This window comes from Pseudomonas sp. SWRI50 (assembly GCF_014269095.1).
Lineage (GTDB): Bacteria > Pseudomonadota > Gammaproteobacteria > Pseudomonadales > Pseudomonadaceae > Aquipseudomonas > Aquipseudomonas kermanshahensis.
Map to the genome: position 1 here is coordinate 137,035 of NZ_JABWRW010000007.1, position 24,979 is coordinate 162,013.

Annotated in this window: 24 protein-coding genes; 21 read left to right on the forward strand and 3 right to left on the reverse strand. The window is 59.2% G+C overall.

The annotated features are described in order from the left end of the window. Positions 1 to 3: 3 nt before the first annotated feature. The 3 genes from recF to dnaA are packed head-to-tail and all read right to left on the reverse strand — an operon-like array spanning position 4 to position 3,796. Positions 4 to 1,107 carry a DNA replication/repair protein RecF gene (gene recF, locus HU750_RS10380; protein WP_027592067.1) on the reverse strand — a complete coding sequence of 368 codons (1,104 nt, stop codon included), beginning with the start codon at positions 1,105 to 1,107 and terminating at the stop codon, positions 4 to 6. Positions 1,108 to 1,122: 15 nt separating this feature from the next. Then, positions 1,123 to 2,226: a DNA polymerase III subunit beta gene (gene dnaN, locus HU750_RS10385; RefSeq protein WP_027592068.1), complete on the reverse strand. Its 1,104-nt coding sequence runs from the start codon at positions 2,224 to 2,226 to the stop codon at positions 1,123 to 1,125. Positions 2,227 to 2,266: 40 nt separating this feature from the next. Further along, positions 2,267 to 3,796: a chromosomal replication initiator protein DnaA gene (gene dnaA, locus HU750_RS10390; protein WP_027592069.1), complete on the reverse strand. Its 1,530-nt coding sequence runs from the start codon at positions 3,794 to 3,796 to the stop codon at positions 2,267 to 2,269. A 596-nt stretch (positions 3,797 to 4,392) separates the two neighbouring features. On the opposite strand from dnaA, the gene rpmH reads away from it, so the two are divergent. The 21 genes from rpmH (at position 4,393) to glmS (ending at position 24,740) form a co-directional block, all read left to right on the forward strand. Continuing rightward, positions 4,393 to 4,527 (forward strand): 50S ribosomal protein L34, encoded by a 135-nt coding sequence (gene rpmH, locus HU750_RS10395; RefSeq protein WP_003253163.1) that lies wholly within the window; start codon positions 4,393 to 4,395, stop codon positions 4,525 to 4,527. A 13-nt stretch (positions 4,528 to 4,540) separates the two neighbouring features. Beyond that, positions 4,541 to 4,945: a ribonuclease P protein component gene (rnpA, locus tag HU750_RS10400; RefSeq protein ID WP_077068714.1), complete on the forward strand. Its 405-nt coding sequence runs from the start codon at positions 4,541 to 4,543 to the stop codon at positions 4,943 to 4,945. Continuing rightward, on the forward strand, positions 4,938 to 5,183 hold the full coding sequence (gene yidD, locus HU750_RS10405; protein ID WP_075046823.1) for a membrane protein insertion efficiency factor YidD: 246 nt from the start codon (positions 4,938 to 4,940) through the stop codon (positions 5,181 to 5,183). The genes rnpA and yidD overlap by 8 nt, the downstream gene beginning before the upstream one ends. A gap of 2 nt (positions 5,184 to 5,185) precedes the next feature. Next, entirely contained in the window at positions 5,186 to 6,868 is a 1,683-nt protein-coding gene (gene yidC / locus HU750_RS10410; RefSeq protein ID WP_186679308.1) for a membrane protein insertase YidC, read from the forward strand. A gap of 82 nt (positions 6,869 to 6,950) precedes the next feature. After that, positions 6,951 to 8,321 (forward strand): tRNA uridine-5-carboxymethylaminomethyl(34) synthesis GTPase MnmE, encoded by a 1,371-nt coding sequence (gene mnmE, locus HU750_RS10415; RefSeq protein WP_186679310.1) that lies wholly within the window; start codon positions 6,951 to 6,953, stop codon positions 8,319 to 8,321. Between the two features lie 535 nt (positions 8,322 to 8,856). Continuing rightward, on the forward strand, positions 8,857 to 10,749 hold the full coding sequence (gene mnmG / locus HU750_RS10420; RefSeq protein WP_186679312.1) for a tRNA uridine-5-carboxymethylaminomethyl(34) synthesis enzyme MnmG: 1,893 nt from the start codon (positions 8,857 to 8,859) through the stop codon (positions 10,747 to 10,749). Continuing rightward, positions 10,746 to 11,396: a 16S rRNA (guanine(527)-N(7))-methyltransferase RsmG gene (rsmG, locus tag HU750_RS10425; RefSeq protein WP_186679315.1), complete on the forward strand. Its 651-nt coding sequence runs from the start codon at positions 10,746 to 10,748 to the stop codon at positions 11,394 to 11,396. Before mnmG ends, rsmG begins: the two co-directional genes overlap by 4 nt. Before the next feature lie 18 nt (positions 11,397 to 11,414). Further along, positions 11,415 to 12,206 carry a ParA family protein gene (locus tag HU750_RS10430; protein WP_027592075.1) on the forward strand — a complete coding sequence of 264 codons (792 nt, stop codon included), beginning with the start codon at positions 11,415 to 11,417 and terminating at the stop codon, positions 12,204 to 12,206. 9 nt (positions 12,207 to 12,215) lie between these two features. Beyond that, on the forward strand, positions 12,216 to 13,088 hold the full coding sequence (locus tag HU750_RS10435; protein ID WP_027592076.1) for a ParB/RepB/Spo0J family partition protein: 873 nt from the start codon (positions 12,216 to 12,218) through the stop codon (positions 13,086 to 13,088). 148 nt (positions 13,089 to 13,236) lie between these two features. Next, the gene (locus HU750_RS10440; RefSeq protein ID WP_027592077.1) at positions 13,237 to 13,644 is read left to right on the forward strand and encodes a F0F1 ATP synthase subunit I; all 408 of its coding nucleotides are present in this window, start codon (positions 13,237 to 13,239) and stop codon (positions 13,642 to 13,644) included. Between the two features lie 16 nt (positions 13,645 to 13,660). Then, entirely contained in the window at positions 13,661 to 14,530 is an 870-nt protein-coding gene (gene atpB / locus HU750_RS10445) for a F0F1 ATP synthase subunit A (RefSeq protein WP_016489912.1), read from the forward strand. Between the two features lie 142 nt (positions 14,531 to 14,672). Further along, on the forward strand, positions 14,673 to 14,930 hold the full coding sequence (gene atpE / locus HU750_RS10450) for a F0F1 ATP synthase subunit C (protein WP_003097235.1): 258 nt from the start codon (positions 14,673 to 14,675) through the stop codon (positions 14,928 to 14,930). A 57-nt stretch (positions 14,931 to 14,987) separates the two neighbouring features. Beyond that, positions 14,988 to 15,458, forward strand: coding sequence for a F0F1 ATP synthase subunit B (locus HU750_RS10455; protein ID WP_003253189.1), 471 nt, complete (start codon positions 14,988 to 14,990; stop codon positions 15,456 to 15,458). A gap of 12 nt (positions 15,459 to 15,470) precedes the next feature. Beyond that, a complete protein-coding gene (locus HU750_RS10460) occupies positions 15,471 to 16,007 on the forward strand; it encodes a F0F1 ATP synthase subunit delta (RefSeq protein ID WP_003253191.1) in 537 nt (178 codons plus the stop codon). A 21-nt stretch (positions 16,008 to 16,028) separates the two neighbouring features. Beyond that, positions 16,029 to 17,573 carry a F0F1 ATP synthase subunit alpha gene (gene atpA, locus HU750_RS10465; RefSeq protein ID WP_027592078.1) on the forward strand — a complete coding sequence of 515 codons (1,545 nt, stop codon included), beginning with the start codon at positions 16,029 to 16,031 and terminating at the stop codon, positions 17,571 to 17,573. 48 nt (positions 17,574 to 17,621) lie between these two features. Next, positions 17,622 to 18,482, forward strand: coding sequence for a F0F1 ATP synthase subunit gamma (atpG, locus tag HU750_RS10470; protein WP_016489911.1), 861 nt, complete (start codon positions 17,622 to 17,624; stop codon positions 18,480 to 18,482). Between the two features lie 27 nt (positions 18,483 to 18,509). Next, positions 18,510 to 19,886, forward strand: a complete 1,377-nt coding sequence (gene atpD / locus HU750_RS10475) for a F0F1 ATP synthase subunit beta (RefSeq protein WP_016489910.1) — start codon at positions 18,510 to 18,512, stop codon at positions 19,884 to 19,886. A 43-nt stretch (positions 19,887 to 19,929) separates the two neighbouring features. Then, a complete protein-coding gene (locus HU750_RS10480) occupies positions 19,930 to 20,349 on the forward strand; it encodes a F0F1 ATP synthase subunit epsilon (protein WP_016489909.1) in 420 nt (139 codons plus the stop codon). A 122-nt stretch (positions 20,350 to 20,471) separates the two neighbouring features. Next, positions 20,472 to 21,839, forward strand: coding sequence for a bifunctional UDP-N-acetylglucosamine diphosphorylase/glucosamine-1-phosphate N-acetyltransferase GlmU (gene glmU, locus HU750_RS10485; protein WP_186679316.1), 1,368 nt, complete (start codon positions 20,472 to 20,474; stop codon positions 21,837 to 21,839). A gap of 286 nt (positions 21,840 to 22,125) precedes the next feature. After that, a complete protein-coding gene (locus tag HU750_RS10490) occupies positions 22,126 to 22,902 on the forward strand; it encodes a DeoR/GlpR family DNA-binding transcription regulator (protein WP_027592080.1) in 777 nt (258 codons plus the stop codon). 2 nt (positions 22,903 to 22,904) lie between these two features. After that, positions 22,905 to 24,740 (forward strand): glutamine--fructose-6-phosphate transaminase (isomerizing), encoded by a 1,836-nt coding sequence (gene glmS / locus HU750_RS10495; protein ID WP_085272141.1) that lies wholly within the window; start codon positions 22,905 to 22,907, stop codon positions 24,738 to 24,740. Positions 24,741 to 24,979: the final 239 nt, after the last annotated feature.

A 24,979-nucleotide genomic window follows, 5' to 3' on the forward strand; every position in this document is an offset into this window, starting at 1 on the left:
CCTTCACTCCCGATGGTCGTGGGTCTGGGTGATACGGCCCTGTTCCACGTGGAACAAAGCAACTGGCGTTTCCGTCTGCCAGCCTTCCCTCAGTAATTCGTGATCTACACAGGTGATGAACACCTGGCAGCGTAATTCTTCTAGCAAGCGGCACAATGCGCGGCGGTGTTGCTCGTCCAGTTCTGACGGCAAGTCATCCACGAGATAAATACAGTGACCGCGGCGAGCCTGGCTGACGAGGTGCCCTTGGGCAATGCGTAGCGCACACACCACAAGTTTCTGCTGCCCTCGCGACAGAATGTCGGCTGCGTTATTGGCAGCCAAACGAAGACGCAGATCAGCACGCTGCGGACCGGCCTGGGTGTGGCCCATTTGCTGGTCACGAAGAAGAGAGGAGGCGAGTACTTCGTTGAGTTCCCGGTCCTTGTCCCAGCCTCGGTAATAGCTCAGGGTCAACCCGTCAAGCTCGACCAGTTCGCTCAGGGTTCGCTCGAAGACGGGCTTCAAGGCCTTGATGTAGTTGCGACGGTATTCATCTATTTCCGCGCTGGCCAGGCACAATTCCCGATCCCAGGCGGCTTGCGAAGCTGGGTCAAGTGTACCATGCCGCAACCACGAGTTCCGCTGCCGGAGCGCCTTCTGCAGACGTTGCCAGGCAGGCAGAAAACGAGGTTCCACGTGGAACACTCCCCAATCCAGGAATTGGCGGCGAATTTTCGGGGCGCCTTCCAACAGCCTGAAACTGTCTGGGTTAATCAGCTGCAGGGGCAGCAACTCGGCCAACTGCGCCGCGCTTTTGGCATTCTGCCCGTCGATACGGATGGTGAAATCACCTTGCCGCTCGCGAGATACGCCCAGGTTGCTGGTGCCCCCCGACGTCAACTCAACCTCGCCAAACACGGTGCAAGCTGGCTGCTCGTACTGGATGACCGGGTTCAGACGGGTACTGCGGAACGAGCGCGCCAGCCCCAGCAAGTGCACAGCTTCGAGCACACTGGTTTTGCCGCTGCCGTTAGCACCGTAGAGGATGTTGATGCGGGGAGAGGGTGAGAGGGTCACCGGGTGCAGGTTGCGCACCGCGGTGACCATGATACGTCGAAGGGACATTCAGTCTGCTACAGGTTACAGACGCATCGGCATGACAACGTAGGAAGAGTCATCATTGCCAGCCTCCTGCAGCAGCGCACTGCTGTTGGAGTCGGACAGAATCAGACGCACTTGCTCGGTCGTCATCACGCCCAGCACATCCAGCAAGTAGCTGACGTTGAAGCCGATCTCCAGCGCGCTGCCGTTGTAGTCGACGCTGATCTCTTCTTCCGCTTCTTCTTGCTCAGGGTTGTTGGCCTGAATCTTCAGTTGGCCAGCGGCCAGTTGCAGGCGAATGCCGCGGTACTTTTCGTTGGACAGGATCGCGGTACGGCTGAATGCCTCACGCAGCGCCTGACGATCACCGACCACCAGCTTATCGCCACCCTTAGGCAGTACACGCTCGTAGTCCGGGAACTTGCCGTCCACCAGCTTGGAGGTGAAGGTGAACTCGCCGGTGGTTGCGCGAATGTGGTGTTGCCCCAGGACGATGCTGACCATGCCTTCCGGATCAGTCAGCAGGCGCGCGAGCTCCAGGATACCTTTGCGCGGCACGATCACCTGGTGGCGATCATCCTGCTCGATGGGCGCGCTCATGGAGCACAGCGCCAGGCGGTGGCCATCGGTAGAAACAGCGCGCAGGGTGTTACGCGACACCTCCAGCAGCATGCCGTTGAGGTAGTAGCGCACATCCTGTTGAGCCATGGCAAAGCTGGTGCGCTCGATCAGGCGGCGCAGCTTGCTCTGTTCCAAGTTGCAGGTCAGCGAGCCTGGGCCTTCTTCCACCGTCGGGAAGTCATTGGCGGGCAGGGTCGACAGGGTGAAGCGGCTGCGGCCGGCCTTGACCAACAGTTTTTGCTCGTCGACCTTGATATCGATCAGGACGTCGTTTGGCAGGCTTTTGCAGATGTCCATCAGCTTACGGGCCGGGACAGTGATTTCGCCAGGCTCGGCTGGCTCTTCCAGTTGCACGCGGCCTACCAGTTCGACTTCCAGGTCGGTACCGGTCAACGACAGCTGCTGGCCTTGCACAACCAGCAATACGTTAGACAGGACCGGCAAGGTCTGACGGCGCTCGACGACACCGGCGACCAGTTGCAGGGGTTTCAACAGGGCTTCGCGTTGAATGGTGAAATGCATGGTCTAGTCCCTTGCCTTCAATTAGCTGCGCAGACGGCCATCAGGTCGTCAGCGTCCGCAGCAGGTTCTTGTAGTCCTCGCGGATGTCCGCGTCGGATTCCTTCAGTTCGTTGATTTTGCGGCAGGCGTGCAGCACGGTCGTGTGGTCGCGACCACCAAACATGTCGCCGATCTCCGGCAGACTGTGGTTGGTCAGCTCCTTCGACAGGGCCATGGCTACCTGGCGCGGGCGCGCGACAGAACGCGAGCGACGCTTGGACAACAGATCGGAGATCTTGATCTTGTAGTACTCGGCCACTGTGCGCTGAATGTTATCCACACTGACCAGCTTGTCTTGCAGCGCCAGCAAGTCTTTGAGCGATTCGCGAATCAGTTCGATGGTGATGTCGCGGCCCATGAAGTGCGAGTGAGCGATCACCCGCTTCAGGGCACCTTCCAGTTCGCGGACGTTAGAGCGGATGCGCTGGGCAATAAAGAAGGCAGCGTCATGCGGCAGCTCGACTTTAGCCTGGTCCGCCTTCTTCATCAGAATCGCGACACGCGTTTCCAGCTCGGGAGGCTCTACCGCAACGGTGAGGCCCCAGCCGAAGCGGGATTTCAGACGTTCTTCCAGGCCTTCAATTTCCTTCGGGTAGCGGTCGGAGGTGAGGATCACCTGCTGGCCGCCCTCGAGCAGGGCGTTGAAGGTGTGGAAAAACTCTTCCTGGGAACGCTCTTTGCGGGCGAAGAACTGGATGTCGTCGATCAGCAACGCATCGACCGAGCGGTAGAAGCGCTTGAATTCGTTGATGGCATTGAGCTGCAGCGCCTTGACCATGTCCGCGACGAAACGCTCCGAATGCAAGTAGACCACCTTGGCATTCGGATTTTTCTTCAGCAGGTGGTTACCCACAGCATGCATCAAGTGGGTTTTACCCAAGCCCACACCCCCATAAAGGAAGAGCGGGTTGTAGCCATGCTTCGGGTTGTCGGCGACCTGCCAGGCAGCGGCCCGCGCCAGCTGGTTCGACTTACCTTCGACGAAGGTGTCGAACGTGAACGTGCGGTTCAGGTAACTGGTGTGCTTGAGGGCACCTTCAACCTGAACAGTGCGCTGTTCGGTGCGGGTGTTGGTAGCCGGTGCCGGCGCAGGCTCGGCCATGGCATCAAAGCTGTCACGCGACGAAGGCTCGGCAACCTCATTGACCTGCGCAGCTTCCACAGGCGCAGCGGCAGGCTCTACCGACATCGCAGCAGGCGCGGCTTTTTGTACCTGGGTCTGCGCCAGCGAAGCGGCCACAGCGGCACTGACCGGCGCATTGGGCGCGGCCCGCGGCGCCGAGCTGCGACGGCTGCCTATTAATAAGGAAAGGGCAGGCGCAATGCCGCTGCCGTTCTCACCCAACAGCTCGAGCAGACGACCCAGGTACTTTTCATTGACCCAATCGAGAACGAAACGGTTAGGCGCATAGACGCGCAACTCGTCGCCTTCGGCTTCGACCTGTAGCGGACGGATCCAGGTGTTGAATTGCTGGGCAGGCAGTTCATCGCGCAGAAGCTCCACGCACTGCTGCCAAAGTTCCACTGACACGGATATCCCCTGAGTTTGAAAGCCGGATGAGGCAAAAACAAACCGCCATTGTACCGGTCGAGCGATCAGTTATCCACATGTGGATACGTTAGGAGCCATGACAAAACAGCCATTTATCGACCAAAACGGCTTTATTGCGCTGTGCATAAGCTCTGTGGATAACCGCACCTGAGGGCTATGCACAACCCTGGGTTGAGATCTGTGGATAATTCACCTGTGGATAATGAGCACTTTAATCCACAGCTTCTGCGCATGCGGAGCACAAGCGCAGCACCGGATACCGACAGGGTTTCAAAACTCTGTACAGCCCGCTATTTCTGGGCTGCAGAACGTTATCCACAGAAAGTTATCCACTTAAGATTTATAAGTTCTTTAAGAAAGCTTTTTAAATGTCTCTTCTTTTTTTTCATGTTATCCCCCGATGTGCGTTCACGCTAAGGCCGTGTCTGGGCAGCGTCTGATCGACCGAGCCCGTCACGCCTTCTATAAGGAATGACTGGTTGGAAATTGACCTATTGGCTTGCTTTCTCTAGAATCGCCGGTCTCTTAAAAAGGGGGCCATCCCGGCCGTCGTCGACAAACCCAGGTAACACGCCATGAAACGTACTTTCCAACCAAGCACCATCAAGCGCGCGCGCACTCACGGTTTCCGTGCTCGTATGGCTACCAAGAACGGCCGCGCTGTTCTGTCGCGTCGTCGTGCCAAAGGCCGTAAGCGTCTGGCCATTTGATTTTTCGGCACAGGTGGTGAGTCAGGACTTCAGTCGGGAAAAGCGACTGCTTACACCCCGACATTTCAAAGCGGTCTTCGACTCCCCAACCGGCAAGGTTCCAGGGAAAAACCTGCTGATCCTTGCTCGCGAGAACGGCCTCGATCATCCGCGCCTTGGCCTGGTGATCGGCAAGAAGAGCGTCAAGCTCGCCGTTCAACGCAATCGCCTCAAGCGCTTGATGCGCGATTCCTTTCGTCTGAACCAGCAGATACTCGCTGGCCTGGACATCGTGATCGTCGCGCGCAAGGGATTGGGTGAGGTAGAAAACCCGGAATTGCATCAACACTTTGGCAAGCTCTGGAAACGCCTGGCGCGCAGCCGGCCTTCTCCAGCGGTTAGCGCCGATTCCGCAGGGGTAGACAGCCAAGATGCGTAAACTGGCACTCGTTCCGATCCAGTTTTACCGTTATGCCATCAGTCCTCTGATGGCCAGTCACTGTCGTTTCTTCCCCAGCTGCTCCTGTTACGCTTACGAAGCCATCGAAAACCATGGCTTATGGCGTGGTGGGTGGCTGGCCGTTCGTCGCCTGGGGCGTTGTCATCCGTGGAACGACGGCGGTTTCGATCCCGTTCCACCCGCTCCTTCCTCCCGAACTTCTTCGATAGCCGAGTAATCATGGATATTAAACGCACGATCCTGATCGCCGCGCTGGCAGTCGTGTCCTACGTCATGGTCCTGAAGTGGAACGATGACTACGGCCAAGCTGCCCTGCCGACTCAGAATACTGCTGCCAGCACTGTTGCTCCGGGCTTGCCCGATGGCGTGCCGGCCGGTAACAACGGTGCCAGCGCCGATGTACCGAGCGCCAACGCCGAATCGAGCCCTGCCGAACTGGCACCGGTCGCACTCAGCAAGGATCTGGTCCGCGTCAAGACCGATGTTCTGGAACTGGCTATCGACCCGGTGGGTGGTGACATCGTCCAGCTGAACCTGCCGAAGTACCCACGCCGTCAGGACCACCCGAACATTCCGTTCCAGTTGTTCGACAACGGTGGCGAGCGTGTTTACCTGGCCCAGAGCGGCCTGACCGGCGCCAATGGCCCGGACGCCCGTTCCACGGGTCGCCCGCTGTACGCGGCTGAACAGCGCAACTACCAGCTGGCCGATGGCCAGGAACAACTGGTGGTGGACCTGAAGTTCAGCGACAACGGTGTGAACTACATCAAGCGCTTCAGCTTCAAGCGCGGTGAGTACGACCTGACCGTCAGCTACCTGATCGACAACCAGAGCAGCCAGGCTTGGAGCGGCAACATGTTTGCCCAGCTCAAGCGTGACGCCAGTGGCGATCCGTCTTCGAGCACGGCGACCGGCACCGCTACCTACCTGGGCGCCGCCCTGTGGACAGCTGCCGAGCCGTACAAGAAAGTGTCGATGAAGGACATCGACAAAGGTAGTTTGAAAGAAAATGTGTCCGGCGGCTGGGTCGCCTGGCTGCAGCACTACTTCGTCACTGCCTGGATCCCGGCCAAGTCGGACAACAACGTTGTCCAGACCCGCAAGGACAGCCAAGGCAACTACATCATCGGCTACACCGGCCCAGCCATCAGCGTTCCTGCTGGCGGCAAGGTCGAAACCAGCGCCATGCTGTACGCCGGTCCGAAGATCCAGTCCAAGCTCAAAGAGTTGTCCCCAGGCCTGGAACTGACCGTCGACTACGGCTTCCTGTGGTTCATTGCCCAACCGATCTTCTGGCTGCTGCAACATATCCACAGCCTGCTGGGTAACTGGGGCTGGTCGATCATCGTCCTGACCATGCTGATCAAAGGCCTGTTCTTCCCGCTGTCGGCTGCCAGCTACCGCTCGATGGCGCGCATGCGTGCCGTGGCGCCGAAGCTCGCTGCGCTGAAGGAACGCTTCGGTGATGATCGCCAGAAGATGTCCCAGGCGATGATGGAGCTGTACAAGAAAGAGAAGATCAACCCGCTGGGTGGCTGCCTGCCGATCCTGGTTCAGATGCCGGTATTCCTGGCCCTGTACTGGGTACTGCTGGAAAGCGTAGAAATGCGCCAGGCCCCATGGATGCTGTGGATCACTGACCTGTCGATCAAGGATCCGTTCTTCATCCTGCCGATCATCATGGGCGCCACCATGTTCATTCAGCAGCGTCTGAACCCGACGCCGCCGGATCCGATGCAGGCCAAGGTAATGAAAATGATGCCAATCATCTTCACCTTCTTCTTCCTGTGGTTCCCGGCTGGCCTGGTGCTGTACTGGGTTGTGAACAACTGCCTGTCGATTTCGCAGCAGTGGTACATCACCCGCAATATCGAAGCAGCGACTAAAAAAGCTGCTGCTTGACGGGCTGCTAGTCTGTGAATAAAAACGCCCCCTAGTGGGGCGTTTTTGCTATCTGTCGTTTTTGTCGTAGAGGCTTTCGAGCATGAACACTGTGCGTGAGACCATCGCTGCCATCGCTACCGCCCAAGGCCGCGGTGGCGTGGGCATTGTCCGCTTGTCTGGCCCTCTGGCGGCCAAGGCAGGCCAGCTCATCACCGGCCGCACCCTGACGCCTCGCCATGCGCATTACGGGCCCTTCCGTGATGACCAGGGCCTGGTCCTGGACGAAGGCATCGCGTTGTACTTCCCGGGGCCGAACTCGTTCACCGGTGAGGATGTGCTCGAGCTGCAGGGGCATGGTGGGCCGGTGGTCCTCGACATGCTGCTGCAACGCTGTGTACAACTTGGTTGCCGCCTGGCCCGGCCCGGTGAGTTCAGCGAGCGTGCGTTTCTCAACGACAAGCTCGACCTGGCGCAAGCCGAGGCGATCGCCGACCTTATCGAGGCCAGCTCCAGCCAGGCCGCGCGCAATGCCTTGCGTTCGCTACAAGGTGAGTTCTCCAAGCGTGTGCACAGCCTTACCGAGGCGCTGATCGCCTTGCGGATCTATGTCGAAGCGGCGATCGACTTTCCTGAGGAGGAGATCGACTTCCTCGCCGATGGCCACGTGCTGTCGATGCTGGACGCGGTGCGTGGCGAGTTGTCCACAGTGCAACGCGAAGCCGGGCAGGGCGCTTTGCTGCGCGATGGCATGACCGTAGTTATTGCCGGCCGTCCGAATGCGGGTAAATCCAGCCTGCTGAACCGCCTTGCGGGCCGCGAAGCCGCCATCGTCACCGACATCGCCGGCACCACCCGCGACATCCTGCGTGAACATATCCACATCGATGGCATGCCGTTGCATGTGGTCGACACTGCAGGCCTGCGTGATACCGATGACCATGTGGAAAGAATCGGCGTCGAGCGGGCGCTCAAGGCCATTGGCGAAGCGGATCGTGTGTTGCTGGTGGTGGATTCCACAGCCCCGGAAGCCGCAGACCCGTTTGCCCTCTGGCCGGAGTTCCTCGATCAGCGGCCAGACCCTGGCAAAGTCACCCTGATCCGCAACAAGGCTGACCTCAGTGGTGAGGCCGTGGGCCTGGAACAGTGTGACGACGGCCATGTGACCATCACCCTCAGCGCCAAGGACGACGACAGTGGCTTGCAGTTGCTGCGCGACCACCTCAAGGCCTGCATGGGTTATGAACAGACCGCTGAGAGCGGCTTCAGCGCCCGCCGGCGCCACCTCGATGCCCTGCGCCAGGCCTGCGATCACCTGGAGCATGGCCGCGCGCAATTGACCCTCGCGGGGGCCGGTGAGCTGCTGGCTGAGGACTTGCGACAGGCTCAGCAGGCCCTGGGAGAGATCACAGGGGCGTTCAGCTCGGATGACCTGTTGGGGCGCATCTTCTCCAGTTTCTGCATCGGTAAGTAATCCACAGGCCTTCAAAAGGCACTCGCACCACCAGGCCGCTCCTTCGGGAGCGGCTTTTTTTTGCCCGGCGATTGGTTAGCAAGGGGCTGTGGAGAGCAAAAGCACGGCTCGACTTCCGGTTTTATTTCATCCACAGCAGCCAAAACACTCGCCTGTACCCTGTGGAAAACCCTCCATCAGCTCTCTTGATAACCCCCTCTTTTTCTTGAGGAAAAAACCGCTTGTGCATAAGTAGCACTTTAATCCACAGGCTAAAGGACGTTATCCAGAGGCCTTATGGCACTTGGATAACAGGGTTTAATTTCTCTGTACACAGCGGAGTGTAAGGGCTGTGTAACCTTATCCACAGAAAGGTGTGTGCATAAGAATAAACATAAAAACAAAGCTTTTTTAAATCTCTCTTCGTTGTTTTTGTTGTCTGCCACTCATCCACAGCCTGATCAAATTTTGCGCAAGCGGTTCCTTTGCAAGGGGGTAAGTCCCTATACTTGTCCGCTTACCTTCTCTATTCGCAAAAACAGGCACGAGGTGCGTGGTGGATTTCCCTTCCCGTTTTGAAGTGATCGTCATCGGCGGCGGCCATGCCGGTACCGAGGCTGCGCTTGCGTCTGCACGCATGGGTGTGAAAACCCTGCTGCTGACCCATAACGTGGAAACCCTCGGTCACATGAGCTGCAACCCCGCGATTGGCGGTATTGGCAAAAGCCATCTGGTCAAAGAGATCGATGCGCTCGGCGGTGCCATGGCATTGGCCACCGACATGAGCGGCATCCAGTTCCGCGTTTTGAACAACCGCAAAGGCCCGGCCGTACGCGCCACCCGAGCGCAAGCTGACCGCGCCATTTACAAGGCTGTGGTTCGCGAAATCCTGGAAAACCAGCCAAACCTGTGGATATTCCAGCAGTCCTGCGACGACCTGATCGTCGAACAGGACCAAGTCAAAGGCGTGGTGACCCAGATGGGTCTGCGCTTCTTTGCCGACTCCGTGGTGCTGACGACCGGGACCTTCCTCGGTGGCCTTATCCACATCGGTTTGCAAAACCATTCCGGCGGTCGCGCCGGCGATCCGCCTTCGATTGCCCTGGCGCACCGCATGCGTGAACTGCCGCTGCGCGTAGGCCGTTTGAAAACCGGTACCCCGCCGCGTATCGATGGCCGGTCGGTAGACTTCTCGGTCATGACCGAGCAACCGGGCGATACGCCGATCCCGGTCATGTCGTTCATGGGCAACGCGCAGATGCATCCGCGCCAGGTGAGCTGCTGGATTACCCACACCAACGCCCGCACCCACGAAATCATCGCGTCGAACCTCGACCGTTCGCCGATGTACTCGGGTGTGATCGAAGGTGTTGGCCCGCGCTACTGCCCATCGATCGAAGACAAGATCCACCGTTTTGCCGACAAGGAAAGCCACCAGGTATTCATCGAGCCGGAAGGCCTGAACACCCATGAGCTGTACCCCAACGGCATCTCGACGTCGCTGCCGTTCGACGTGCAGCTGGAGCTGGTGCGCTCGATTCGCGGCATGGAAAACGCCCACATCGTGCGCCCGGGCTACGCCATCGAGTACGACTACTTCGACCCGCGTGACCTGAAGTACAGCCTCGAGACCAAGGTCATCGGCGGCCTGTTCTTCGCTGGCCAGATCAACGGCACCACCGGTTACGAAGAAGCCGGTGCACAAGGCCTGTTGGCCGGTACCAACGCTGCACTGCGTGCGCAAGGCCGCGAAAGCTGGTGCCCGCGCCGCGACGAGGCGTACATCGGCGTACTGGTCGACGACCTGATCACCCTGGGTACCCAGGAGCCGTACCGCATGTTCACCTCGCGTGCCGAGTACCGGCTGATCCTGCGCGAAGACAACGCCGACCTGCGCCTGACCGAAAAAGGCCGCGAACTGGGCCTGATCGATGACCAGCGTTGGGCCGCGTTCTGCGCCAAGCGTGACGGCATCGAGCGTGAGGAACAGCGCCTGAAGTCGACCTGGGTTCGCCCGAATACCCCGCAGGGCCAGGCAGTTGTGGATAAGTTCGGCACGCCGTTGAGCCACGAATACAGCCTGCTCAACCTGCTGGCGCGGCCGGAAATCGACTACGCCGGCCTGATCGAGGCCACCGGTGGTGATGAAATTGATCCACAGGTTGCCGAGCAGGTCGAGATCAAGACCAAGTACGCGGGCTACATCGACCGCCAGCAGGACGAAATCGCTCGGCTGCGCGCCAGCGAAGACACCCGCCTGCCTGTGGATATCGACTACACCACGATTTCTGGCCTGTCGAAGGAAATCCAGGGCAAGCTTGGCCAGACCCGTCCCGAGACGTTGGGTCAGGCTTCGCGTATCCCTGGTGTGACACCAGCGGCCATTTCGCTGCTGCTGATTCATCTGAAAAAACGCGGCGCAGGCCGCGAATTGGAGCAAAGCGCTTGAGTTCCCTGGTCACCCCGCAACACGCCGAAGAATTGTCCACAGGCGCGCGCCAGCTCGGCATCGAGCTGAGCGCGCAGCAGCACGAGATGCTGCTGGGCTACCTGGCCCTGTTGATCAAATGGAACAAGGCCTACAACCTGACTGCCGTGCGTGATCCGGACGAGATGGTTTCGCGGCATCTGCTCGACAGCCTCAGCGTCATGTCGTTTATCCACAGCGAGCGCGATAACTGGCTGGATGTCGGCAGTGGGGGTGGCATGCCAGGCATACCCTTGGCTATCCTGCACCCGCACAAGCAAGTGACGGTTCTGGACAGCAATGGCAAGAAGACCCGCTTCCTGACCCAGGTCAAAATGGAACTCAAGCTGGACAACCTGCAGGTTATCCACAGCCGGGTCGAAGCATTCAAACCGGCGCAACCGTTCAGCGGAATCATCTCTCGTGCCTTCAGCAGCATGGAGAACTTCACCAACTGGACCCGCCATCTGGGCGACACCGGGACGCAATGGCTTGCAATGAAGGGGCTGCATCCTGCCGATGAACTGGTAGCATTGCCCGCAGACTTCACAGTGGAAAGCGAGCAGGCCCTGACCGTTCCGGGTTGCCAGGGCCAGCGCCATCTGCTGATACTGCGCCGCAAGGCATGACTGGGAACACGCGCATCAATGGCTAAGGTATTCGCAATCGCGAACCAGAAAGGTGGTGTGGGCAAGACCACCACCTGTATCAATCTCGCCGCTTCGCTGGCCGCGACCAAACGTCGTGTGCTGCTGATCGACCTCGATCCGCAAGGCAATGCCACCATGGGCAGCGGTGTCGACAAGCACGAGCTCGAGCACTCGGTATACGACCTGCTGATCGGGGAATGCGACCTGGCTCAGGCCATGCATTACTCCGAGCACGGTGGTTTCCAGCTGTTGCCGGCCAACCGTGACCTGACCGCCGCCGAAGTGGTGCTGCTGGAAATGCAGGTCAAGGAAAGCCGCCTGCGCAACGCCCTGGCGCCGATCCGCGAGAACTACGACTTCATTCTCATCGACTGTCCGCCGTCGTTGTCGATGCTGACGCTGAACGCGTTGGTGGCCTCCGATGGCGTCATCATCCCCATGCAGTGCGAGTACTACGCACTGGAAGGTCTCAGTGACCTTGTGGATAACATCAAGCGCATCGCCGCCCGGTTGAACCCGGAGCTGAAGATCGAAGGCCTGTTGCGGACCATGTTCGACCCGCGCCTGAGCCTGAACAACGATGTTTCGGCCCAGCTCAAGGAACACTTCGGCGAGCAGCTGTACGACACGGTCATCCCGCGCAACATTCGCCTGGCCGAGGCCCCAAGCTTCGGCATGCCGGCCCTGGCCTACGACAAGCAATCGCGTGGCGCGCTGGCTTATCTGGCCCTGGCTGGGGAACTGGTACGCCGTCAGCGCCGTCCATCCCGCACTGCACAAACAACTTAAGGAATCCGTATGGCCGTTAAGAAACGGGGTCTCGGACGTGGGTTGGATGCACTGCTCAGTGGTCCTTCCGTCAGCGCGCTCGAAGAGCAGGCTGTCAAGATCGACCAGAAAGAACTGCAACACCTGCCGGTCGAGCTGATTCAACGTGGCAAGTACCAGCCGCGTCGCGACATGGACCCGGTGGCGCTGGAAGAACTCGCGCACTCGATTCGCACCCATGGCGTGATGCAGCCGATCGTGGTTCGCCCGATTGCCGACAACCGCTACGAGATCATCGCCGGTGAGCGCCGTTGGCGCGCCACCCAGCAGGCTGGCCTGGACACCGTGCCGGCCATGGTCCGCGAAGTGCCGGACGAAACGGCCATTGCCATGGCGCTGATCGAGAACATCCAGCGCGAAGACCTCAACCCCCTGGAAGAGGCCCTCGCGCTGCAGCGCCTGCAGCAGGAGTTCGAACTGACCCAGCAGCAAGTAGCGGATGCCGTGGGCAAGTCGCGGGTTACCGTGGCCAACCTGCTGCGCCTGATCACCCTGCCTGAAGCGATCAAGACCATGCTCGCCCATGGTGACCTGGAGATGGGTCATGCGCGCGCTTTGCTCGGTCTTGAAGAGCATCGTCAGGAAGAGGGGGCGCGTCATGTTGTCGCACGTGGCCTCACCGTGCGCCAAACCGAGGCACTGGTGCGTCAATGGCTCAGCGATAAGCCTGATCCGGTCGAACCGAGCAAACCTGATCCGGATATCGCACGCCTTGAACAGCGGCTCGCAGAGCGCCTGGGCTCTGCCGTACAGATCCGTCATGGCAACAAGGGCAAGGGCCAGTTGGTTATTCGCTATAACTCGCTTGACGAGTTGCAAGGCGTCCTTGCTCACATCCGCTGAAACAATTCCTGTTGTAGCGCGCAGTCGGAAATCACTACGAAGAGTTGAATAGGGGTTAATCCACCCCTATACTCTGCGCGCATTTTGTCGGCACAAATTATGCCAAGTCATAGCTGACTTGTTGGTCGACTTCCGAGGAGCAGTTGTGATGGAAATACGCACGCCAAACCGCTTGCCTTTCCATCGCTGGGCGGTTTTTCCGGTACTGCTGACTCAATGTGTTGTACTGCTGTTGGCAACGTTGGTGTTGTGGCAGTGGAAAGGGGCGGTCAGTGGATATTCAGGTCTCTGCGGAGGTTTGATTGCCTGGCTACCCAATGTGTATTTCGCCTGGAAGGCATTTCGCTTCAGCGGAGCCCGGGCAGCGCAGGCCATCGTCAAGTCGTTCTACGCTGGCGAGGCAGGCAAAATGATTTTGACGGCAGTGCTGTTTGCACTGACCTTCGCAGGAGTGAAGCCATTGGCGCCGTTAGCAGTATTCGGCGTCTTCCTGCTGACCCTAATGGTCAGCTGGTTCGCGCCACTGCTAATGAATAAAAGACTTTCGAGACCTTAGGGCGTTTGAGGCAACCATGGCAGCAGAAACCGCTTCGGGCTATATCCAGCACCACTTGCAGAACCTGACCTACGGTCAACTACCAGACGGCAGCTGGGGCTTCGCCCATTCGGCTGCAGAAGCCAAGGCAATGGGCTTCTGGGCGTTCCACCTGGACACCCTGGGCTGGTCCGTTGCGCTGGGTCTGATCTTCCTGTTCATCTTCCGCATGGCGGCGAAGAAGGCGACCTCCGGCCAACCTGGCGGTCTGCAGAACTTCGTCGAAGTGATGGTCGACTTCGTCAACGGCAGCGTGAAGGACTCCTTCCACGGCCGTAGCCCGGTGATCGCACCGCTGGCGCTGACCATCTTCGTCTGGGTATTCCTGATGAACGCCGTCGACCTGGTACCGGTCGACTGGATTCCTCAGCTGGCCATCCTGATCTCCGGTGATCCGCACATTCCGTTCCGCGCCGTGTCGACCACCGACCCGAACGCGACCCTGGCCATGGCCTTCAGCGTGTTCGCCCTGATCATCTTCTACAGCATCAAGGTCAAGGGCCTGGGCGGCTTCATCGGTGAGCTGACCCTGCACCCGTTCGGCAGCAAGAACATCTTTGTACAGATCCTGCTGATCCCGGTGAACTTCCTGCTCGAATTCGTCACCCTGATCGCCAAGCCGATCTCGCTGGCACTGCGTCTGTTCGGCAACATGTACGCCGGTGAGCTGGTGTTCATCCTGATCGCCGTCATGTTCGGCTCCGGCCTGCTCTGGCTGAGCGGCCTGGGTGTGGTGCTGCAATGGGCGTGGGCTGTGTTCCACATCCTGATCATCACCCTGCAAGCTTTCATCTTCATGATGCTGACCATCGTCTACCTGTCGATGGCGCACGAAGATAACCATTAAGACCGCCTGGCGTGTCTGATAGCCTTCCTCGCCGGTACGGGGGGAGGGCTTAAAAAGTCCGCAAGGGCAGCTGTACTCACGATTTGTTTTACCGCTTCAAACTAAAAACCTAACCAATACGACGTAAAAGTCGGGAGGAAAGATGGAAACTGTAGTTGGTCTGACCGCTATCGCTGTTGCTCTGCTGATCGGCCTGGGTGCTCTGGGTACCGCCATTGGTTTCGGCCTGCTGGGCGGCAAATTCCTGGAAGGCGCTGCTCGTCAACCAGAAATGGTTCCGATGCTGCAGGTTAAAATGTTCATCGTTGCCGGTCTGCTCGACGCCGTAACCATGATCGGTGTTGGTATCGCTCTGTTCTTCACCTTCGCGAATCCGTTCGTTGGTCAGATCGCCGGCTAATCACTCGTCACCACGAGTTGATTTGCTGTATGAATTAAGACCGAGCGAGGTGTTGGCGTGAACATTAATGCAACCCTGATTGGCCAATCCGTTGCTTTCCTGATTTTTGTACTCTTCTGCATGAAGTACGTATGGCCTCCGGTCATCACTGCTCTGCAAGAGCGCCAAAAGAAGATTGCCGATGGCTTGGACGCTGCCAACCGCGCAGCTCGCGACCTGGAGCTGGCCCAAGAGAAAGCGGGTCAGCAACTGCGTGAAGCTAAAGCACAGGCAGCCGAAATCATTGAGCAAAGCAAGAAACGCGCTGCTCAGCTTGTCGAGGAAGCCCGTGAACAGGCCCGCGTCGAAGCTGACCGTGTGAAGGCTCAGGCTCTGGCCGAGATCGAACAGGAACTGAACAGCGCTAAAGACGCCCTGCGTGCCCAAGTGGGTGCTCTGGCCGTTGGCGGTGCTGAAAAGATCCTTGGCGCCACAATCGATCAAAACGCGCATGCGGAGCTGGTTAACAAACTGGCCGCTGAAATTTAAGCGAGGGCGATCATGGCAGAACTGACCACGTTGGCCCGACCTTACGCTAAGGCTGCCTTTGAGCATGCCCAGGCCCATCAGCAACTGGCCAATTGGTCAGCCATGCTCGGCCTGGCTGCTGCGGTGTCGCAAGACGACACCATGCAGCGCCTGCTCAAGGCCCCGCGACTGACGAGCGCAGAAAAGGCCGCCACGTTCATTGACGTGTGCGGTGACAAGTTCAATGCACAGGCACAGAATTTCATTCATGTTGCCGCGGAAAACGACCGTCTCCTGCTTCTGCCGGAGATTGCCGCTCTGTTCGACCTGTACAAGGCCGAGCAAGAGAAATCCGTGGACGTGGAAGTCACCAGTGCCTTCGCGTTGAACCAAGAACAGCAAGACAAACTCGCCAAGGTTCTCAGTGCACGGTTAGGCCAGGAAGTGCGCCTGCACGCGTCGGAGGATGCCAGCCTGATTGGCGGCGTCGTCATCCGCGCTGGTGACCTGGTAATCGATGGCTCTGTTCGCGGCAAAATCGCGAAACTGGCCGAAGCATTGAAATCTTGAGTTTGAAGGGGCAGCAGAGCAATGCAGCAACTCAATCCTTCCGAAATTAGTGAAATCATCAAGGGCCGCATCGACAACCTCGATGTGAGCTCCCAAGCCCGTAACGAAGGTACCGTCGTTTCGGTTTCCGACGGTATCGTGCGGATCCACGGTCTGGCCGACGTCATGTACGGCGAAATGATCGAGTTCCCTGGCGGCGTCTACGGCATGGCCCTGAACCTGGAGCAAGACTCCGTAGGTGCAGTGATCCTGGGTGCATACGACACCCTCGCCGAAGGCATGAGCGCCAAGTGCACCGGCCGCATCCTGGAAGTTCCGGTTGGTAAGGAACTGCTGGGTCGCGTCGTTGACGCACTGGGCAACCCGATCGACGGCAAAGGCCCGCTGGGCAACACTCAGACCGACGCGGTCGAGAAAGTTGCTCCAGGCGTGATCTGGCGTAAGTCGGTAGACCAGCCTGTACAGACTGGCTACAAGTCCGTTGACGCCATGATCCCTGTCGGCCGTGGCCAGCGTGAGCTGATCATCGGTGACCGTCAGATCGGCAAGACCGCCATGGCCATCGACGCCATCATCAACCAGAAAGACTCCGGTATTTTCTGTGTGTATGTTGCTGTCGGCCAGAAGCGTTCCACCGTTGCCAACATCGTTCGCAAGCTGGAAGAAAACGACGCACTGAAAAACACCATCGTGGTGGTTGCCAGTGCTTCGGAATCCGCCGCACTGCAATTCCTGGCGCCATACGCCGGTTGCACCATGGGCGAGTTCTTCCGTGACCGCGGTGAAGACGCACTGATCGTTTACGATGACCTGTCCAAGCAGGCCGTTGCCTACCGTCAGATCTCCCTGCTGCTGCGCCGTCCACCAGGACGTGAAGCGTACCCAGGCGACGTGTTCTATCTCCACTCCCGTCTGCTGGAGCGTGCATCGCGCGTTTCGGAAGAGTACGTCGAGAAGTTCACCAACGGTGCTGTGACTGGCAAAACCGGTTCCCTGACCGCGCTGCCGATCATCGAAACCCAGGCTGGCGACGTTTCCGCGTTCGTTCCGACCAACGTGATCTCGATCACCGACGGTCAGATCTTCCTGGAATCGGCCATGTTCAACTCGGGCATCCGCCCTGCAGTGAACGCCGGTGTTTCGGTATCCCGCGTAGGTGGTGCCGCTCAGACCAAGATCATCAAGAAGCTGTCCGGTGGTATTCGTACCGCTCTGGCTCAGTACCGTGAACTGGCTGCATTCGCCCAGTTCGCTTCCGATCTGGACGAAGCGACCCGCAAGCAGCTGGAGCATGGTCAGCGCGTTACCGAGCTGATGAAGCAGAAGCAGTACGCGCCAATGTCCATCGCGGACATGGCCCTGTCGCTGTACGCCGCTGAGCGTGGTTTCCTGACTGACGTAGAAGTCTCCAAGATCGGTAGCTTCGAGCAAGCACTGATCGCCTTCTTCAACCGTGATCACGCTGAACTGATGGCGAAGATCAACGTGAAGGGTGACTTCAACGACGAAATCGACGCTGGCCTGAAAGCCGGTATCGAGAAGTTCAAGGCCACCCAGACCTGGTAAGCCGCAGCGGGGGCCCAGGCCCCCGCTTGCTAACCTGATAGGTGATACATGGCAGGCGCAAAAGAGATTCGCAGTAAGATTGCGAGCATCAAAAGCACGCAAAAAATTACCAGCGCCATGGAGAAAGTGGCGGTCAGCAAAATGCGCAAGGCACAAATGCGCATGGCTGCTAGCCGTCCTTACGCGGAGCGTATCCGCCAGGTGATCGGTCATCTGGCCAACGCCAACCCGGAATACCGCCACCCTTTCATGATCGAGCGCCCTGTTAAGCGCACCGGTTATATCGTGGTGAGCAGTGACCGTGGTCTGTGCGGTGGCTTGAACACCAACCTGTTCAAGGCCCTGGTCAAGGACATGAACGCAAACCGCGAACAGGGCGTGGAAATCGACCTGTGCGTGATCGGCAGCAAGGGTGCGACTTTCTTCCGCATCTTTGGCGGCAACGTCGTAGCCGCGATCAGCCACCTGGGCGAAGAGCCATCGATCAACGATCTGATCGGCTCCGTCAAAGTGATGCTGGACGCCTACCTGGACGGCCGTATCGATCGCCTCTCCGTGGTTTCGAACAAGTTCATCAATACCATGACCCAGAAGCCAACGGTCGAGCAATTGGTACCGTTGGTGGCAACCCCGGATCAGGATCTCAAGCATCACTGGGATTACCTGTACGAACCCGACGCAAAAGAGCTGCTGGACGGCTTGATGGTGCGTTATGTGGAGTCGCAGGTATACCAGGCGGTGGTCGAGAACAACGCTGCTGAACAAGCGGCCCGGATGATCGCCATGAAGAACGCCACAGACAACGCCGGTGATTTGATCAAAGAGCTTCAGTTGATCTACAACAAGGCGCGTCAGGCTGCGATCACCCAGGAGATCTCGGAAATCGTCGGCGGCGCTGCCGCGGTTTAACGGTTCACATATTCAGAGGATCCAGCTATGAGTAGCGGACGTATCGTTCAAATCATCGGCGCCGTCATCGACGTGGAATTCCCACGTGACGTCGTGCCGAGTGTATACAACGCGCTGAAAGTACAAGGCGCGGAAACCACCCTCGAAGTTCAGCAGCAGCTGGGCGACGGCGTGGTTCGTACTATTGCGATGGGCTCGACCGAAGGCTTGAAGCGCGGTCTGGATGTCGTCGACACCGGCGCTGCCATTTCCGTTCCTGTTGGTAAGGCCACCCTGGGCCGTATCATGGACGTACTGGGCAACCCGATCGACGAAGCCGGCCCGATCGGTGAAGAAGAGCGTCGCGGTATCCACCAGCCAGCGCCTTCGTTCGCTGACCAGGCAGGCGGCAACGACCTGCTGGAAACCGGCATCAAGGTTATCGACCTGGTTTGCCCGTTCGCCAAGGGTGGTAAAGTTGGTCTGTTTGGTGGTGCCGGTGTCGGCAAGACCGTAAACATGATGGAACTGATCCGTAACATCGCCATGGAACACAGCGGTTACTCCGTGTTCGCTGGTGTGGGTGAGCGTACTCGTGAGGGTAACGACTTCTACCACGAGATGAAGGACTCCAACGTTCTCGACAAAGTAGCGCTGGTCTACGGTCAGATGAACGAGCCACCAGGAAACCGTCTGCGCGTAGCGCTGACCGGCCTGACCATGGCTGAGAAGTTCCGTGACGAAGGTAACGACGTTCTGCTGTTTGTCGACAACATCTATCGTTACACCCTGGCCGGTACTGAAGTATCCGCACTGCTGGGCCGTATGCCTTCGGCAGTAGGTTACCAGCCGACCCTGGCTGAAGAGATGGGCGTTCTGCAAGAGCGCATCACCTCCACCAAGGAAGGTTCGATCACCTCCGTCCAGGCCGTATACGTACCTGCGGACGACTTGACCGACCCGTCGCCAGCGACCACCTTCGCCCACTTGGACGCCACCGTCGTTCTGTCCCGTGACATCGCCTCCCTGGGTATCTACCCAGCGGTCGACCCACTGGACTCGACTTCGCGCCAGCTGGACCCGAACGTGATCGGCAACGAGCACTACGACACCGCGCGTGGCGTTCAGTATGTTCTGCAGCGCTACAAAGAGCTGAAAGACATCATCGCCATCCTGGGTATGGACGAACTGTCCGAGACCGACAAGCAACTGGTAGCCCGCGCTCGTAAGATCCAGCGCTTCCTGTCGCAGCCGTTCTTCGTGGCCGAAGTCTTCACCGGTTCGCCAGGCAAGTACGTTTCCCTGAAAGACACCATCGCTGGCTTCAGCGGCATCCTCAAAGGTGACTACGACCACCTGCCAGAACAAGCGTTCTACATGGTCGGCAGCATCGACGAAGCGATCGAGAAAGCCAAGAAACTGTAATTCCTGCGCCCCGCAAGGGGCGCTATCAGGTTGAGGCAAGCAGATGGCTATGACAGTCCATTGCGATATCGTCAGCGCGGAAGGAGAGATTTTCTCCGGTCTGGTCGAGATGGTGGTTGCGCACGGTAACCTGGGTGATCTTGGTATCGCTCCGGGCCACGCGCCGCTGATCACCAATCTGAAGCCAGGTCCGATCACGCTGACCAAGCAGGGTGGCGCCCAAGAGGTGTTCTACATCTCTGGTGGTTTCCTCGAGGTTCAGCCGAACATGGTCAAGGTGCTTGCCGATACCGTGCAACGTGCTGCAGACCTGGATGAAGCTCAGGCTCAGGAAGCCCTCAAGGCTGCCGAGAACGCCCTGAATCTGAAAGGCGCGGACTTCGACTACGGCGCCGCCGCCGCACGTCTGGCCGAGGCCGCAGCTCAGCTGCGTACCGTCCAGCAAATGCGCAAAGGCAAGTAATCGGCCCTGGGCTGATCACTTCTGTTGCGATTGAGTAAAAGGGTAGCCTCGGCTACCCTTTTTCTTTTTCCGAATTTCTCCCCCCGGTCATTTCACTGACCGCCCAGGATTGGTAGCCAGTAATGTCACTCGATATCGTTATTCTCGCCGCCGGCCAAGGTACCCGCATGCGCTCGGCGCTGCCCAAGGTGCTGCACCCGGTTGCCGGCAACTCCATGCTTGGCCATGTTATCCACAGCGCGCGTCAACTCCAGCCGCAAGGTATCCACGTGGTCATTGGCCATGGTGCCGAGCAGGTGCGTGAGCGCCTGGCAGCTGACGATCTGAACTTTGTCATGCAGGACAAGCAGCTGGGCACAGGCCATGCCGTGGCCCAGGCGCTGCCAGCATTGTCCGCTGACACCGTTCTGGTGCTGTACGGTGATGTGCCGTTGATCGAGGTGGAGACCTTGCAGCGCCTGTTGGCCAAGGCCAATGATCAACAGCTGGGCTTGCTCACGGTCACCCTCGAAGACCCGACCGGCTATGGCCGTATCGTGCGTGACGAGCAGGGCAAGGTGACGGCCATCGTTGAGCACAAGGATGCCAGCGACGCGCAGAAAGCGATCAAGGAAGGCAACACCGGCATTCTGGCTCTGCCTGCGGCGCGCCTGGCGGACTGGATGAGCCGCTTGTCGAATAACAATGCCCAAGGCGAGTACTACCTGACCGACGTCATCGCCATGGCGGTGTCCGATGGCCTGGTGGTTGCCACCGAGCAACCCGAAGACCCGATGGAAGTGCAGGGCGCCAACGACCGTCGCCAGCTGTCCGAGCTCGAGCGCCACTATCAGCTGCGCGCAGGCCGCCGCCTGATGGCCCAGGGCGTCACCCTGCGTGACCCGGCGCGGTTCGATGTACGGGGTGAAGTGACCGTTGGTCGCGATGTGCTGATCGACATCAACGTGATCCTCGAAGGCCAGGTGGTCATCGAAGACGGCGTAGAGATCGGCCCCAACTGCGTGATCAAGAACAGCACCCTGCGCAAGGGTGTGGTGGTCAAGGCTAACAGCCACATCGAAGGTGCGGTGATGGGCGAGGGCAGCGATGCCGGCCCGTTCGCTCGCCTGCGCCCCGGCAGCGTGCTGGATGCCAAGGCCCATGTGGGTAACTTCGTCGAGCTGAAAAACGCTCACTTGGGCGAAGGCGCCAAGGCAGGCCACCTGAGCTACCTGGGCGACGCCGAAATCGGCGCGCGCACCAACATCGGCGCTGGCACCATCACCTGCAACTATGATGGCGCCAACAAGTTCAAGACCGTGATGGGTGAGGACGTGTTCATCGGTTCCAACAATTCGTTGGTGGCGCCTGTGGATATCCAATCCGGCGCTACGACGGCCGCCGGTTCCACCATCACCCAGACGGTAGAAGCGGGCCAGCTCGCCGTGGGCCGTGCGCGCCAGCGCAACATCGATGGCTGGAAGCGGCCGGAGAAGATCAAGAAGAGCTGAGTTATACACAGCTGTTTCGATCGAAGCCGACTTATGTGCATAAGTCGGCTTTTTTTTGGGCGTGAGTTGCGGTCCCTGTAGGAGCGGCCTTGTGTCGCGATGGGCTGCAACGCAGCCCCAAAATGGAACTTTACCTCGAAATCACTGGGGACGCGTTGCGGCCCATCGCGACACAAGGCCGCTCCTACAAGGGGGAAACTATCCACAGGGCAGCAACTGCTTGACGAAACGTGCGTCTTAGGTTTTGATTGCAACCATTATCTTTCGAAACGAAACTTAAGCGCTCATGTCGAAACGTAACACGCCTCAACGCCGCCACAACATCCTGGCCATGCTCAGTGAGCAAGGGGAGGTGAGTGTGGATGCATTGGCCAAGCGCTTCGAAACCTCGGAAGTGACCATTCGCAAAGACCTCGCTGCCCTAGAAACCAACGGCCTGTTGCTACGCCGCTATGGCGGTGCGGTACCGGTGCCGCAAGAGCTGCTCGGTGAGCCGGCCCAGCCCGTGTCTGCCTACAAGAAGGCCATTGCCCGTGCGGCGGTAGGGCGTATCCGCGAACATGCGCGGATCATCATCGACAGTGGCAGCACCACTGCGGCGATGATTCCCGAGCTGGGCCGACAGCCTGGCCTGGTGGTGATGACCAATTCCTTGAACGTGGCCCGTGCCATCAGCGATCTCGAGCATGAGCCTGTACTGCTCATGACCGGTGGTACCTGGGACCCGCACTCCGAGTCGTTCCAGGGGCAGGTTGCCGAGCAGGTGTTGCGCTCCTACGATTTCGATCAGCTGTTCATCGGTGCCGATGGCATCGACCTCAACCGGGGTACCACCACCTTCAATGAGCTGCTGGGCCTGAGCCGAGTCATGGCCGAGGTCGCCCGTGAGGTGATCGTGATGGTCGAGTCCGACAAGGTGGGGCGCAAGATCCCCAACCTTGAGCTGCCGTGGGGCAGCGTGAATACCCTCATTACTGACGAACGCCTGCCCGCAGCGGCACGCGAACAAATTCAAGCCCGCGGCATCAACCTGATTTGCGCCGCGATCAGCCAGGAGCAATGAACATGTGTGGAATCGTTGGTGCCGTAGCCGAACGTAATATCACCGCCATCCTGATCGAAGGCCTCAAGCGCCTTGAGTACCGCGGGTACGACAGTGCCGGCCTGGCGGTCTACAGCCAGCAGGGTGGGCTGGAGCGTCGCCGCCGGATTGGCAAGGTCAGCGAGCTGGAAGCTGCCGTGGCCGCCGAGCCGCTCGTCGGCCAGCTGGGTATCGCACACACGCGTTGGGCTACCCACGGCGCGCCAACCGAAGGCAATGCCCACCCACACTTCTCGGGCAGTGAATTGGCGGTCGTGCACAACGGCATCATCGAGAACCACGAAGAACTGCGTGAAGAGCTCAAAGGCCTCGGCTACGTGTTCACCTCGCAGACCGATACCGAAGTCATCGTCCACCTGATCCACCACACGCTCAAGACCGTTGCAGACCTGACCGACGCGCTGAAGGCTGCAGTGAAGCGCCTGCACGGTGCTTATGGCCTGGCCCTGATCAGCGCTAAACAGCCAGACCGCCTGGTAGCTGCCCGCAGCGGCAGCCCGCTGGTGATCGGCCTGGGCCTTGGCGAGAACTTCCTGGCCTCGGACCAGCTGGCCCTGCGCCAGGTCACCGACCGTTTCATGTACCTGGAAGAAGGCGATATCGCTGAAATCCGCCGTGACCAGGTCAGCATCTGGGACCAGGCTGGCAACAAGGTCCAACGTGAAACCGTGCAATATCACGAAGGTGCAGAAGCGGCGGACAAGGGCAACTACCGTCACTTCATGCTCAAAGAAATCCACGAGCAGCCAAGCGTGGTCCAGCGCACCCTGGAAGGCCGTCTGGGCAAAGACCACGTGCTGGTACAGGCCTTTGGCCCGAAAGCCGCCGACCTGTTCGCCAAAGTGCGCAACGTACAGATCGTTGCCTGCGGCACCAGCTACCACGCCGGCATGGTCGCCCGTTACTGGCTGGAAAGCCTGGCCGGCATCCCTTGCCAGGTCGAAGTCGCCAGCGAGTTCCGCTACCGCAAGGTGGTGGTGCAGCCCGACACCCTGTTCGTCTCGATCTCGCAATCCGGTGAGACTGCCGACACCCTGGCTGCCCTGCGCAACGCCAAGGAGCTGGGCTTCCTCGGCAGCCTGGCGATCTGCAACGTCGGCATCAGCTCGCTGGTGCGTGAATCCGACCTGACCCTGCTGACCCTGGCTGGCCCGGAAATCGGTGTTGCTTCGACCAAGGCGTTCACCACCCAGCTGGTCTCGCTGATGATGCTGACCCTGGCCTTGGGCCAAGTACGCGGCACCCTCGAAGCCGGTGTCGAAGCCGAGCTGGTTGAAGAATTGCGTCGCCTGCCGGCCCGCCTGGGCGAGGCACTGGCCATGGACGCAACTGTCGAGAAGATCGCCGAGCTGTTCGCCGACAAGCACCACACCCTGTTCCTGGGCCGCGGCGCCCAGTACCCGGTAGCGATGGAAGGCGCGCTCAAGCTCAAGGAAATCTCCTACATCCACGCCGAAGCCTACCCGGCAGGCGAGCTGAAGCACGGCCCGCTGGCACTTGTGGATAACGATATGCCAGTCGTGACTGTGGCGCCGAACAACGAACTGCTGGAGAAGCTCAAGTCCAACCTGCAGGAAGTGCGTGCCCGTGGCGGTGAGTTGGTGGTGTTTGCCGACGAGCACGCTGGCATGACCAACGGTGAAGGCACCCACGTGATCAAGGTGCCGCACATCGCTGACGCCCTGGCGCCAATCCTGTACACCATCCCGCTGCAGTTGCTGTCGTACTACGTGGCGGTGCTCAAGGGCACCGACGTTGACCAGCCGCGCAACTTGGCAAAATCGGTGACGGTGGAATAAACCTACGGGCAACCGTTAAAAAGCACCGGCCCCGCTGTGATCAACAGCAGGTGCTGGTGCTTTTTTGCGCAATAAAACCGATTTTGGTATAACTTTCGGCCGGTTCAAGGGATTGAACACATTCAAACGCGCCTCAAAGGAATGACTGATGCCTGCTGTCCCCCCTTCTTACTTCGCTGCCGCCGTCGTCCTGACCGGTAGTGCCCGATTTTCCGCAAGTCAGCCCAACGCCTAGCCAT